Consider the following 13,433-nt stretch of genomic DNA (forward strand, 5'->3'; position numbering starts at 1 on the left):
CCAGTGCGTACAAAAAGGAGGAACTAATGGTTAAAACAATATCCCAGCACGAAGAAAACAGGCTTATGATCCGGGACTTCCCTCAGGACGAAAGACCCCGTGAAAGACTGATTCAAAGCGGGGCAGCAAGCCTGTCCAATCAGGAGCTGCTGGCTATCCTTCTCCGGACCGGAACAAAATCCGAGTCTGTTCTTCAACTTTCCAACCGGCTGCTCAATCACTTTGATGGATTGAATCTATTAAAAGATGCTTCCCTCGAAGAGATTACGAAAACGAAGGGAATCGGCCTTGCAAAGGCGGTTCAAATCATGGCCGCCGTCGAATTTGGACGAAGAATCAGCAACTTGGCATTTGATGACAGATATAGCATCCGTTCCCCTGAAGATGGAGCCAATTATGTCATGAACGATATGAGATTTTTGGCCCAGGAGCATTTTGTATGCTTATACCTCAACACAAAGAATCAAGTTCTCCACAAGCAAACCATCTTTATTGGAAGTCTGAATGCTTCCATCGTGCACCCCAGGGAGGTCTTCAAAGAAGCCTTCCGACGATCCGCCGCATCGATCATTTGTATCCATAACCATCCATCGGGAGATCCGACTCCAAGCAGAGAAGATATAGAAGTGACAAAAAGATTAGTGGAATGTGGTCGAATCATTGGTATTGATATACTCGATCATCTTATAATAGGGGAGAAAAAGTTTATCAGTTTAAAGGAAAAAGGGTATTTATGACACTATGATTTTTTTCCTGGTTGCGATATAATAAAGCTTATGATTTTTACAAACAATATGGTGATTCAATATAAAGATAGAGTCATTCTACAAGGGAATGAGTCTTTTCGTTATGCATGAACGTACAACTATTGTGACGAAAATTACGAGGATAGAGAGTGATTGGACAACTCTCCTGTGAAAACACATATAAAACGTTAAAAACCAGCCAATTTGTATCAGAAAGGGAGATACCATTCATGTTTGGAACGAAAGATTTAGGGATTGATTTAGGAACAGCTAACACTTTGGTGTACTTGAAAGGCAAGGGGATTGTCGTTCGCGAACCTTCTGTTGTGGCACTTCAAACAGATAACAAGCATATCGTTGCAGTCGGAAATGATGCTAAGAACATGATCGGTAGAACACCGGGAAATGTCGTGGCTCTTCGCCCTATGAAAGATGGGGTAATCGCTGACTACGAAACAACAGCCACGATGATGAAGTATTACATAAGACAAGCGACGCGGAATAAAGGAGCTTTTTCCCGAAAGCCTTACGTCATGGTTTGTGTACCTTCAGGCATTACCGGTGTTGAAGAAAGAGCGGTCATTGATGCAACTAGACAGGCAGGAGCAAGGGATGCTTATACGATCGAAGAGCCGTTTGCCGCTGCAATTGGTGCAAACCTGCCAGTATGGGAACCGACAGGAAGTATGGTCGTGGATATCGGTGGAGGAACGACGGAAGTAGCCATCATTTCTTTGGGAGGGATTGTGACAAGTCAGTCGATTCGTGTAGCCGGGGATGAGATGGATGATGCCATCATCAACTATATCCGCAAAACGTATAACCTGATGATCGGGGACCGTACAGCGGAGACGATCAAAATGGAAGTCGGTTCTGCCGGTGATTCTGAAGGAATCGAAGCAATGGAGATTCGCGGACGTGACCTTCTGACCGGTTTACCGAAAACGATCGAAGTAACGGCGATCGAAATTGCATCTGCCCTTCATGATACCGTATACACGATTGTTGATGCCGTTAAGAGTACATTAGAGAAAACACCGCCAGAACTCGCGGCTGATATCATGGACAGAGGAATTGTCCTGACAGGTGGCGGGGCGCTTCTTCGTAATCTTGACAAAGTGATCAGTGATGAAACGAAAATGCCGGTCCTCATTGCAGAGGAGCCTCTGGATTGTGTGGCAATCGGTACGGGGAAAGCCCTTGACCACATCCACCTATTTAAAAATCGAGGAAAATAATAAAGAATAATGAAATGGGGGACGTTTCCTTAAGGATGCTTGGTTAGCCTTAAGGTCGGCCCCATCTTTTTTCGAACAACCATGAATATTTTGACGAATGATATCAAAAATAAACGATTTTTGATATAGTATTTACTAGAATTAGAAAAGGTTGAGGTGTACATCATGCCACAATTCTTCCTGAATAAACGTTTGATCATTCTGCTCGTCAGTGTCATCGTCCTTGTTGGATTAATCGGATTTTCTTTGCGGGAGCGAGATAGCATCAGCTGGCCTGAGCAGTTTGTAAAAGATATGGTAGGATTCGGACAGTCATTGGTTTCAAAACCTGTTAACTATGTAGCGGGAGTTGTTGAAAACGTTCAAGATCTTCAAAATACATACACAGAAAACGAAAAATTAAAAACACGTTTAGATGAATTAGTGAAACTTGAAACAAAGGTGAAGGACCTGAAACAAGATAATAATGAATTAAGGGCGGTCCTTGAAAAGAAGGAAGATCTTCGTGCCTATAACACGATTCAAGCTACCGTCATTGCAAGGAACCCAGATCGCTGGCAAGAGCTCCTGACGATTGATAAAGGAGAAGTGAACGGGATTAAGTCGGACATGGCCGTCATTTCTTCGGCTGGATTGATCGGAAAGATTAAAAGCGTAAATGAATTTTCATCTACTGTTGAATTGATTTCGACCAATAATACAAAAAACCGGATTTCCACTGTGATTCAAGGGAAAGAACAAGACATCAACGGATGGATTGAAGGATATGACAGTGATAAAAAAGAAATTTTGGTTAAGCGGATTTCCAACGATATGAAAGTCGACAAAGGCTCTAAAGTGATGACATCGGGACTTGGAGGAGTATTCCCTAAGGGGCTGGTCATCGGGGAAGTGAAAGAAGTGAAACCGGATCAATACGGGTTGACTCAAACGGCATATGTAAAGCCTGCAGCTGATTTCTATCACTTGGAGCACGTCATGGTCATCGACCGTGACATCCAGGGTGTGACGGAACAGGAAGCGGATGCTGAGGAGGATGGCAATGATCAGTAGGCTCCTCCTTCCGTTTATTACCCTGCTTTTCTTTTACAGTGAGAGTTTATTTGTTCACCTTTTTCCCAATGAAGAGTGGTTTGATCAGAAAATCATAGTTCCTCATTTCCTGATTATCGTGCTGTTCTTTATTTGTGCGTTTTATCAATATCGCACCGCATTGCTTTATGGGTTCATCTTTGGTTTTCTATTTGATATTTATTACACAGAAATCAATGGCATTTACTTGGTGCTCTTTCCATTTGTCATCTTTTTATCTCACCAGATGATGAGGATTTTACATAATAATCTCTTTGTATTGGGAATTATTTCACTTCTGAACCTTTCCGTATTGGAGTTTTTGGTGTATCAAATCAATTTAATTATCCAACGGACTGATTTGACGTTCATGCAGTTCGTGGACTGGCGTTTGTGGCCGACATTGGTCCTTAATATATTGTTTTATTTAGTTGTGGCGTTTCCACTCAGGAACTATCTTCTCCGAAAACGGAAAGAGTGGCTGGATGAATAAATTCTATTAGTAATTTTTTCATAAAAAGAGGAAATGGCACTGCTTATGTCGAATTTAATAGACGACTGAGGTGAAAAATTGCGCCATGAATAAAAAGCCAAATGTGATGATAAAAGGAACAAAAGAAGGACTGACTCTTCATCTCAATGATCAATGCTCCTTTCATGACTTAAAGAAGGAACTGGACGATAAGCTGTCTGCACATTACCGGGAAACAGAAGGGACTCCCCTGCTCACGGTCAATATCCAGACAGGGAATCGCTACCTGACGGATGATCAAGTAGAAGAGTTGAAAGAGATCGTAAGACAAAAACGTAATTTAGTAGTGAATGAAGTATGGAGTAATGTGATCACAAAGAATGAAGCAGAGAAACTCATAGATGAACGAAATATAGAAACTCTAACCGGCGTGATCCGATCGGGACAAGTCGTGGAAGTGTCAGGGGACATCCTTATTGTCGGCGATGTCAATCCTGGCGGGAAAGTGCTGGCTGGAGGGAATATTTACATATTGGGTTCGTTGAAAGGAATTGCCCATGCAGGCCACAATGGAAACATGGAGGCTGTCATTGTGGCATCCAAAATGGTTCCGTCCCAGCTCCGGATAGGGGACTCCCTGAACAGGGCACCTGATCGGGTGGAAGAAGATGATGAGCACGAAATGGAATGTGCTTATGTCGATGATCAGGGACAGATTGTTGTGGATCGATTACAAGTTTTAAAGCATCTTAGACCAAATATTACTAGTTTTAAAGGAGGAAGCTAATGTGGGTGAAGCCATAGTTGTTACTTCAGGTAAAGGTGGAGTGGGAAAGACGACTACTTCTGCCAATGTTGGTACAGCATTAGCTCTACAAGGCAAAAAGGTTTGTTTAATTGATACAGATATCGGCCTCAGAAACCTCGATGTGGTGATGGGACTCGAAAACAGAATCATTTATGACTTAGTAGACGTTGTAGAGGGCCGCTGTAAAGTACATCAAGCTCTAGTGAAAGATAAGCGTTTCGAGGATAAACTATTTTTACTGCCAGCTGCACAAACAAGTGATAAATCCGCTGTTAACCCTGAGCAAATGAAAAAGCTAGTAGTAGATTTAAAGCAAGACTATGATTATATCATTATCGATTGTCCTGCGGGGATCGAGCAGGGGTATAAGAATGCTGTGGCGGGTGCCGATCGTGCGATTGTCGTCACGACACCTGAAATTTCAGCTGTACGGGATGCGGATCGAATCATCGGTTTACTGGAGAAAGAGAATATTGAACCGCCTAAACTCGTCATTAACCGCATACGCAATCATATGATGAAAAATGGTGAGATGTTGGATGTGGATGAAATCACAGCCCATCTTTCCATCGATCTTCTTGGTATTGTTGCCGACGATGATAATGTGATCAAATCTTCCAATAAAGGTGAGCCCATCGCTCTTGATTCAACAAGCAAAGCCTCCATTTCTTACCGGAACATTGCCAGACGAATCTTAGGTGAATCGGTTCCGTTACAGTCTTTGGAAGAAGAACGTGCAGGGGTCTTTTCAAGAATTAAAAAATTATTCGGTGTAAAAGCATAAGAATCAATTCAGTCCCGGTAAAGCGCAGTGAGCGTTTTGCCGGGACTTTTTTTATTTTCCCCATGAATATTCCTTCAGGACAAGTCATACATTGTAGCAAATCATGTGTAATCGAATGGATCTCTTTTTAATATGGATCTAACACCCCCTGTCCCTCATCATGACCAGAACCATTTAGTATAGAATCACTCTTGGACCGGGTGATGCATCCAGAATTGAATCAGACGTTTATGAAACAATACCTTATAAAAAGGAATGGTGTACATGGGGAATCGAGCGGATGAAATACGTAAGCGGATAGCGAAACGAAAGAAAACGAATTCAGGCGAGAACTCTTCATACTTTCTCCCATCGGACGAGGAGCGCTATGGAATGGAACGACAGACAAGCTTTGAAGGGGGACCGCCACCTGAGGGAGTGCATCCATTATTTAAAAAGGAAACCTTTATGCTTAAGATACTTGGAGCGGGAATCATGGTATTGGTGACGGCGATTATGTTTAAGAGTCCCTCGCCTGTATTCAATGAAGCGAAATCGGTTGTCACGAAAACCATGGATACTGAATTCCAGTTTGCAGCCATTTCCACTTGGTATGAGGACCAATTCGGAAAACCATTAGCGTTATTACCGACAAGTAATACCAAGAAAGAATCGTCCACTACGCAAAGTGCGGAATATGCCGTACCTGCGTCGGGGAAGGTCGTTGAAAATTTTAAAACCAATGGACAGGGCATTATGCTTGAAACGGGCTTAGGCGAAGACGTAGCGGCGATGAAGGGAGGCTTGATTATATTTGCAGGTAAGAAAGAGGAGCTTGGGAACACAGTCGTCATTCAACATGCAGACAAATCAGAATCCTGGTATGGTCACCTTGAATCGATTGATGTGAAACAGTATGAATCGATTGAGAAGGGATCTCTTGTAGGCAAGGTTTCCACCAGCAGCCAGAACGATGTGACAGGAGAGTTTTATTTCGCGATAAAAATGGGTGATGAATTTATCGACCCGATACAGGTGATGTCATTTGACTAATATCATTTCACTTTTGAAAAAATTTCATGTGCACCCTTTGCTTTGGCTTGTCATAGCCATTGCGATTATGACGGCTCATTTTTTTGAACTGATACTGCTTCTCTTCATCATTACGGTCCATGAATTGGGACATGGACTGATGGCTCATTCTTTTTCCTGGAGAGTAAAGAAAATCGCCCTGTTGCCTTTTGGTGGGGTTGCGGAGATGGATGAGCATGGAAACCGTTCTTTACGGGAGGAGTTCTGGGTGGTGGCTGCGGGTCCCTTGCAGCACATATGGCTCATAGCTTCAGGTTGGGGGCTTATGGAGACCGGAGTGATCAGCACGGACTCATTTTCTCTCTTTTTTCAGTTGAATATGATGGTGCTGTTGTTTAATCTACTGCCTATTTGGCCGCTGGATGGAGGGAAGATGATTTCCTTGCTTCTAGCTACGAAGCTTAATTATTTAAGAGCGTATGAATACACGCTTCTCTTTTCTTTTGGTTTATTATTGCTGTTCCACCTGGTCGTACTTATCATCGCTCCCCTTCATTTGAACCTGTGGATCGTTCTTTCGTTCCTGTACTTTTCATTATGGGTGGACTGGAAACAGAGGCGGTATGCGTTCATGAAGTTTTTGTTAGAGCGGTATTACGGGAAGAGTCATCAATTTGTGGAACTGCGTCCACTTCCCATCGAAAGTGAAGATTCCATCATTACAGTAGTGGAGAAGTTTCAGCGGGGGGTGAAGCATCCCCTGGTTGTTTTCGAAAAAGGTATTGAAGTAGGGAAGCTGGACGAAAATGAGCTCCTCCACGCCTTTTTTGCCGAAAAGATGACCTCTGCCAAAACGAAGGACCTTCTCTACCTTTATTGACGAATGAAGACGAACTGTATAAAGTAAGGGCATACTGGTAAAAGGGTTGGTATCAACCCTTTTTTCTTATGACTTTTTTCGTTGAAAGGGGTTTTCGGTTTGGATGAAATCATTGTACACAGTAAGAGCAGGGAAAAGCGGTGGGTGTACCGATCAGACCATGAAATCATTGGATTATATACATATCAGCCTGGAGAGGAAAGCTTAACAGGCAATATTTATCTTGGAAGAGTCGTCAAGGTTCAAAAAGGGCTGGGTGCGGCATTTGTAGATTTCGGCGAGGGGAAAAATGGCTATCTTCATGAAAAGGACTTTCCCCAAAACATAGAGGCATACCATGCTGGAAACGATCCTCACCCCATTGGAAAGTGCGTGCATGAAGGGCAAAAAATCATCGTGCAGGTCATGAAGGATGAGATGGGAACGAAGGGTGCAAGATTGACGGCCGTTATCGAGCTCAAAGGGGATCATCTTGTGTACATGCCACAAGGGTACTATGTGGCGGTATCTAAAAAAGTGGATGATGAAAACAGGAAGGTCCTGAGACGCTTAGGGAATGAGTGGAAAAATCCGCAAGAAGGCATTGTGATGCGCACCAATGCCGTTGAAGTGAGAGAAGGAGTGTTACAAGAGGAACTGCACTCATTACGTTCAAGATATGAAAGCCTGGAAAGGATATCTCTGCGAGCTAAATGTCCCTCACTCTTATCCAGGCAGGACACTTTCTATGAGGATCTCCATGAGCAACTGAAAAAGGGGAGTGGAGGAAGAATTGTAGTCGATGACTATGATAGTCTTCTTCATCTCGAAGAAATGAGCGGAGCCGGGATAAAAGATAAGTGGACCTTCGAGCTCTATCAGGGTCATGAAAATATTCTCCGTCATTACCATGTTGCCTCTGTTTGGGAGAACACACTGAAAAAAGTGGTATGGCTCGATAATGGAGCATTCATCATTATTGAGTCAACAGAAGCCATGACCGTTGTGGATGTGAATTCAGGAAAGTTTACTGGTAAAGACGATTTAGAACAGACCATCTTACAAACCAATAAACTGGCAGCGAAAGAAATGGCGAAGCAACTCAGCCTTCGTAATCTGAGCGGCATGATTCTCATCGATTTTATCGATATGAAAAAGGACAGTCACAAACAGGAAGTGATGGATGTATTTTCAGATGCACTTGTATCGGATAAGCAGCGCACGACGATCGTAGGCTTTACATCCCTTGGCATTCTTGAAGTGACACGAAAAAGAACCCGTCAGCCTCTGTCTGTCTATTTGACCCGTCCCTGCTCTGTATGCCTTGGTACAGGGAGAGAAATGACGCCTGAGACGCTCGCATTCCAGCTTGAACGTGAGCTGTGGGAAGTGCAGGGAATGGATGGCACCCTGATTGAAGTGGAAGCTACTGGGGAAGTCGCAACCGTCTTTTCCGGAAAGCAGAACGTCCACCTTCACAGATTGGAGAAAGCGTTGGGTAAAGAAATCAAAATAAAGAAAATCACTCATGAACATCCTTATTATCATGTGACAAAGATAATATGAATTTCTTGAATGTTATTGACAGTACATCGATTTTTATGATAGGATTCTAATGTTATTGATTGTAGCACCCGTGCTACAACCGCTCATTACAGGTAGAAAAGCTTGGAGCAATCCAACACCTGTCATTGGCGAGTCTGAGTTTATAAGGAGGTGCGATTATGTACGCAATTATCGAAACAGGTGGTAAGCAAATCCGTGTGGAAGCTGGTCAAGCAATCTACATCGAAAAGCTAAACGCTGAACAAGGCGATACGGTAACTTTTGACAAGGTTCTATTCGTTGGTGGTGACGATGTGAAAGTAGGAAGTCCTTTAGTGGATGGAGCTACTGTAACAGCGAAAGTTGAAAAACAAGGCCGCGCGAAAAAGCTTGTAGTATTCAAATACAAAGCGAAAAAGAACTACCGTCGTAAGCAAGGTCACCGTCAACCTTACACTAAAGTTGTCATTGACGAAATCAACGCGTAAGGCGTGATATCATGATTAACGTTTACGTAGAGCATTCCTCCGGGAAAAGGATTCGTTCTTTCTCCATGGATGGACATGCTGATTTTGCCGAAAATGGGCAAGACATTGTTTGTGCAGGTGCTTCTGCTGTTTCATTCGGCAGTATTAATGCCATTATGGCGTTGACCGGTGTGGAACCGGCCATCGAGCAATCCTCTGATGGTGGATATCTTCGCTGCGTCATCCCTGATGATCTTCCGGAAGAAACGGAGAGCAAGATTCAGCTGCTGCTAGACGGCATGCTTATCAGCCTCCAAACGATTGAAAGAGACTATAGTGATTTTATTAAAATAACCTTCAAAAAGTAGGAGGTGGAACAGATGTTAAGATTAGACCTTCAGTTTTTTGCGTCCAAAAAAGGAGTAGGTTCGACTAAGAATGGTCGTGACTCTATCTCAAAGCGCCTTGGTGCTAAGCGTGCAGACGGTCAAATGGTTTCTGGTGGATCAATTCTTTACCGTCAACGCGGTACGAAAATTTATCCAGGCCTAAACGTCGGCCGTGGCGGCGACGATACACTTTTCGCTAAAACCGACGGTGTTGTTCGTTTCGAACGCATGGGTCGTGACAAGAAAAAAGTGAGCGTATACCCAGTTGCGAATGAAGCTTAATCGCATATCTTTAACGAAAACTCTAACCGACTTTCGGTTAGAGTTTTATTTTTATCAGGGATATGGGTGATGGCTCGGGTTTGAGAGTGTTTGAAAAAAGCAGGTGGAAAAGCGATTTATTTTCAACTTTGACCTATTTATTTTCAAAAATTGAATTTTATTTTCAATTTCCACCCATTTATTTTCAAATTTAACGATTTATTTTCAATTCCTGTAAATCAAGCATCCCACCTAATCTTCATTCACCACCAATTTTACAGAAACAATATACGCGAGAGTCCCATCTTTGATATACTTACAGGTAGCACTTAAAGTATAGGAGTTAGATTATGAGCGAAAATTGGGGTGTAGTCGAGGCGTTAAGGCATGCTCGCCACGACTGGATGAATGATTTGCAATTAATAAAAGGCAACTTGGATCTTGATCGCGTGGAGCGGGCGAAGCAAGTGATCGAGGAAATGGTCCTTGTTGCACAAAATGAATCGAAGCTATCGAATTTAAAGCTTCCATTATTGGCAGAATGGATATTAACATATAATTGGTCAAGACATTTGATTAAGCTGGATTTTGAAGTCATTCAATCGGAGTCATCACACGGGCTTGAAGATCGAAGGCTTTACAACTGGTGCAAGGAGTTGCTTGAATTCCTTGAATCAAATGTAATGAACAATGTAGAAAATCAATTATCCATCTTACTGGACATTACAAAAGAACAATCCCGTTTTATATTTGATTTCACAGGTATACTAAAGAGTATAAGCTTGGTGGAAGACTGGATAAAGTATCAACGATCAAACGGAGAAAATATAGAAATTGAACAACTTCAAGAAGAGGTTCTTGTCATTCATGTAGTCGCCCGATGAGGCGATTTCACGGATAAGTTAGGAGTGAGAGTATGTTTATAGATCAGGTCAAGGTTTATACAAAGGGCGGTGACGGGGGAAACGGTATGGTTGCCTTCCGTCGTGAGAAATATGTACCTAAAGGTGGTCCTGCCGGAGGAGATGGCGGTCACGGTGCAGACGTCATTTTTGAAGTGGATGAAGGCTTAAGAACGTTGATGGATTTCCGCTATCAGCGTCATTTCAAAGCAACTCGTGGAGAGCACGGGATGAGTAAGAATCAGCATGGACGCAATGCGGAAGATATGGTTGTAAAGGTTCCACCTGGAACAGTCGTGAAGGATGATGATACAGGGGAAACGATTGCCGACCTTGTGCAGCATGGTCAGCGTGCCGTGATCACGAAAGGTGGTCGCGGAGGGAGAGGGAATTCCCGTTTCGCTACACCTGCCAACCCTGCCCCTGAGCTTTCTGAAAAAGGGGAGCCGGGACAAGAGCGTTATATCGTGATGGAATTGAAGCTACTTGCAGATGTTGGACTGGTAGGATTCCCGAGTGTCGGGAAATCCACATTGCTTTCAGTTGTTTCAGCTGCCAAACCAAAGATTGCTTCGTATCATTTCACAACCATCGTTCCGAATCTTGGAATGGTGGAAACTGGAGATGGAAGAAGCTTTGTCATGGCTGACTTGCCTGGATTAATTGAAGGAGCCCATGAAGGTGTGGGACTCGGTCACCAATTCCTCCGCCATATTGAACGTACACGTGTTATTGTTCATGTGATTGATATGAGCGGAATGGAAGGAAGAGATCCATACGAGGATTATCTGACAATCAATGAAGAGCTTAAGCAATACAATCTTCGTTTAACGGAGAGACCTCAAATCATAGTTGCCAATAAAATGGACATGCCTGATTCAGAAGAAAACCTGAAGAGTTTCAAAGAGAAACTGCAGGAAGATTTCCCTGTCTTCCCAATTTCAGCTGTTACGCGTCAAGGGCTAAGTGAGCTTCTTTATGCGGTAGCTGATAAAGTGGAAACGACTTCTGAATTTCCTATTCATGAAGAAGAAGAAACGGGTATTCACCGTGTTCTTTATAAACATGAGGAAGAGGAAAGAGAATTCGAAATCACTCGTGATCCTGATGGAACATTCGTTGTCAGCGGTGCGAAAATTGAGAGATTGTTCAAGATGACGGACTTCTCCCGGGAAGATTCTGCAAGACGTTTCGCCAGACAGCTTCGTTCGTATGGTGTAGATGATGCCCTTCGTGAACGCGGTGCCGAAAATGGCGATACGATCCGTTTAATAAAATATGAGTTCGAATTTGTAGATTAAGTTTCATCCTTTATCTACTCAGACTAAATGACAGGTGGCGGCTGAAATCTGCCGCCACCTGTTCTACAATAGTAAGCGAAAGCGGTTTTATACGGGGCTTGCTGCCTCGAGCCTCTCGAGCCAGACAATTGGAGGAATAGTCATTGGGGAAAAAATTTCAAGAGGGCAAGTTTTATTTAGTACGTGAAGATGTGCTGCCCGAAGCGATGAAGAAAACCCTGGATGCGAAAGAATTGATTGAAAGAGGAAAAGCCGATTCAGTATGGGAAGCGGTCCATCGGGTGGATTTAAGCCGGAGTGCCTTTTATAAATATCGTGATACTGTGTTTCCATTTCACACCGTTGTGAAGGAGAGAATCATCACGCTATTCTTCCATCTGGAAGATCGTTCAGGGACGCTGTCTCATTTACTGAGTGAAACAGCCAAGCATGGATGCAATATTTTAACGATACATCAGACAATTCCATTGCAAGGAAGAGCCAATGTCACGCTATCACTAAATGTGACAGACCTTACGATAGGATTGGAAGACTTACTTTCAAAGCTGAGACGATTAGAATTTGTAGAGAAAGTAGAAGTGTTGGGTTCCGGAGCCTGATGCTTCTTTTTTTTGCTTAAAAGCTCTTCCTCTTTGATGCTATACGTGTTAGAATGTTCAATAAATTTGGTGAGAGTGAGAGGAAGATCAGAGTGAAAATTGCATATTTAGGACCCCAGGCTTCCTTTACAGATTTAGCTGTCAAGAAGGCGTTCCCAGAACAAGATACTGTACCGTATGTAACGATTCCCGATTGCATTGAAGCGGTGATAGAGAATGAGGTGGACTATGCCGTTGTTCCATTAGAAAATGCCTTGGAAGGCTCGGTACATATTACAGTCGATTATTTGTTTCATGAAGCGAATTTAGCGATTACAGCAGAATTGACGTCGGCGATTCAGCAGCACTTAATGATACATCCGGAATGGAGAGATAGCGAAGAATCGATTCGAAAAATCCTTTCCCATTCCCACGCATTGGCCCAGTGCCATAAGTTTTTACATAAGCAGTTTCGTGGCGTCTCTTTAGAACAAACGACCAGTACGGCAGCCGCAGCCAAATTCGTGAGTGAGAACCCTGACACGTTTCTCGGTGCGATCGGAAACGAGTTGGCGGCTGAAAAATACGGGTTGACGATTCTGCATGAAAACATTCATGACTTTGCCTATAATCATACAAGGTTCATCGTATTACATAAGACGGCCGATCCCTTATCACTTTGCCAGGAAAAAAGCATGGAGAAGACGACCTTGATGGTGACTCTCCCGAAAGATCGGTCAGGAGCTCTCCATCAGGTATTATCAACCTTTGCCTGGAGACAATTGAATTTAAGCAAAATTGAATCAAGACCGTTGAAAACAGGTTTAGGGGATTATTTCTTCTTGATTGATGTGGCCCATGAAATGGATGATGTTCTCCTGCCGGGAGCGATCAGTGAAATGGAAGCCCTCGGATGCAAAGTAAAAATGATCGGGACGTATTCTTCTTATTTATTAGATAATTGAACAGTGAAAAGGCAGATTTCCAATTAGAAATCTGCC

16 protein-coding genes and 1 other annotated feature are annotated in these 13,433 nt (G+C 43.1%); all 16 genes read left to right on the forward strand.

Annotated elements, in window-relative coordinates; translation table 11 throughout:
• Positions 1–26 precede the first annotated feature (26 nt).
• The 16 genes from radC (at position 27) to pheA (ending at position 13,397) form a co-directional block, all read left to right on the forward strand.
• Complete coding sequence (gene radC / locus ACQKFO_RS00490) at positions 27–737, forward strand: RadC family protein (protein WP_427596417.1); 711 nt, start codon at positions 27–29, stop codon at positions 735–737.
• Positions 738–976: 239 nt separating this feature from the next.
• Positions 977–1,984 (forward strand): rod shape-determining protein, encoded by a 1,008-nt coding sequence (locus tag ACQKFO_RS00495; RefSeq protein ID WP_149156332.1) that lies wholly within the window; start codon positions 977–979, stop codon positions 1,982–1,984.
• Positions 1,985–2,149: 165 nt separating this feature from the next.
• Positions 2,150–3,037 (forward strand): rod shape-determining protein MreC, encoded by an 888-nt coding sequence (gene mreC / locus ACQKFO_RS00500; RefSeq protein WP_148969816.1) that lies wholly within the window; start codon positions 2,150–2,152, stop codon positions 3,035–3,037.
• Entirely contained in the window at positions 3,027–3,548 is a 522-nt protein-coding gene (gene mreD, locus ACQKFO_RS00505; RefSeq protein ID WP_427596418.1) for a rod shape-determining protein MreD, read from the forward strand. The genes mreC and mreD overlap by 11 nt, the downstream gene beginning before the upstream one ends.
• A gap of 85 nt (positions 3,549–3,633) precedes the next feature.
• On the forward strand, positions 3,634–4,314 hold the full coding sequence (minC, locus tag ACQKFO_RS00510; RefSeq protein WP_427596419.1) for a septum site-determining protein MinC: 681 nt from the start codon (positions 3,634–3,636) through the stop codon (positions 4,312–4,314).
• A 1-nt stretch (position 4,315) separates the two neighbouring features.
• Positions 4,316–5,119: a septum site-determining protein MinD gene (gene minD / locus ACQKFO_RS00515; RefSeq protein WP_113969491.1), complete on the forward strand. Its 804-nt coding sequence runs from the start codon at positions 4,316–4,318 to the stop codon at positions 5,117–5,119.
• A gap of 264 nt (positions 5,120–5,383) precedes the next feature.
• The gene (locus ACQKFO_RS00520; RefSeq protein WP_427596420.1) at positions 5,384–6,151 is read left to right on the forward strand and encodes a peptidoglycan DD-metalloendopeptidase family protein; all 768 of its coding nucleotides are present in this window, start codon (positions 5,384–5,386) and stop codon (positions 6,149–6,151) included.
• On the forward strand, positions 6,144–7,010 hold the full coding sequence (locus ACQKFO_RS00525; protein WP_427596421.1) for a M50 family metallopeptidase: 867 nt from the start codon (positions 6,144–6,146) through the stop codon (positions 7,008–7,010). Before ACQKFO_RS00520 ends, ACQKFO_RS00525 begins: the two co-directional genes overlap by 8 nt.
• Before the next feature lie 99 nt (positions 7,011–7,109).
• A complete protein-coding gene (locus ACQKFO_RS00530) occupies positions 7,110–8,555 on the forward strand; it encodes an Rne/Rng family ribonuclease (protein WP_427596422.1) in 1,446 nt (481 codons plus the stop codon).
• A 67-nt stretch (positions 8,556–8,622) separates the two neighbouring features.
• Positions 8,623–8,701 (forward strand) — a sequence feature (ribosomal protein L21 leader region).
• A gap of 12 nt (positions 8,702–8,713) precedes the next feature.
• Positions 8,714–9,022 (forward strand): 50S ribosomal protein L21, encoded by a 309-nt coding sequence (gene rplU / locus ACQKFO_RS00535; protein ID WP_034757222.1) that lies wholly within the window; start codon positions 8,714–8,716, stop codon positions 9,020–9,022.
• An 11-nt stretch (positions 9,023–9,033) separates the two neighbouring features.
• Complete coding sequence (locus ACQKFO_RS00540) at positions 9,034–9,369, forward strand: ribosomal-processing cysteine protease Prp (RefSeq protein WP_427596423.1); 336 nt, start codon at positions 9,034–9,036, stop codon at positions 9,367–9,369.
• 12 nt (positions 9,370–9,381) lie between these two features.
• Entirely contained in the window at positions 9,382–9,672 is a 291-nt protein-coding gene (gene rpmA / locus ACQKFO_RS00545) for a 50S ribosomal protein L27 (protein ID WP_034757227.1), read from the forward strand.
• A 329-nt stretch (positions 9,673–10,001) separates the two neighbouring features.
• Entirely contained in the window at positions 10,002–10,535 is a 534-nt protein-coding gene (locus ACQKFO_RS00550) for a Spo0B C-terminal domain-containing protein (protein ID WP_427596424.1), read from the forward strand.
• Between the two features lie 32 nt (positions 10,536–10,567).
• Positions 10,568–11,854: a GTPase ObgE gene (gene obgE / locus ACQKFO_RS00555; RefSeq protein WP_427596425.1), complete on the forward strand. Its 1,287-nt coding sequence runs from the start codon at positions 10,568–10,570 to the stop codon at positions 11,852–11,854.
• Positions 11,855–11,997: 143 nt separating this feature from the next.
• Positions 11,998–12,453 (forward strand): ACT domain-containing protein, encoded by a 456-nt coding sequence (locus tag ACQKFO_RS00560; protein ID WP_044339521.1) that lies wholly within the window; start codon positions 11,998–12,000, stop codon positions 12,451–12,453.
• Positions 12,454–12,545: 92 nt separating this feature from the next.
• On the forward strand, positions 12,546–13,397 hold the full coding sequence (gene pheA, locus ACQKFO_RS00565) for a prephenate dehydratase (RefSeq protein ID WP_427596426.1): 852 nt from the start codon (positions 12,546–12,548) through the stop codon (positions 13,395–13,397).
• The last annotated feature ends 36 nt before the right edge of the window (positions 13,398–13,433 follow it).

The organism is Rossellomorea sp. NPDC071047, assembly GCF_050270195.1.
Classification (GTDB): domain Bacteria; phylum Bacillota; class Bacilli; order Bacillales; family Bacillaceae_B; genus Rossellomorea.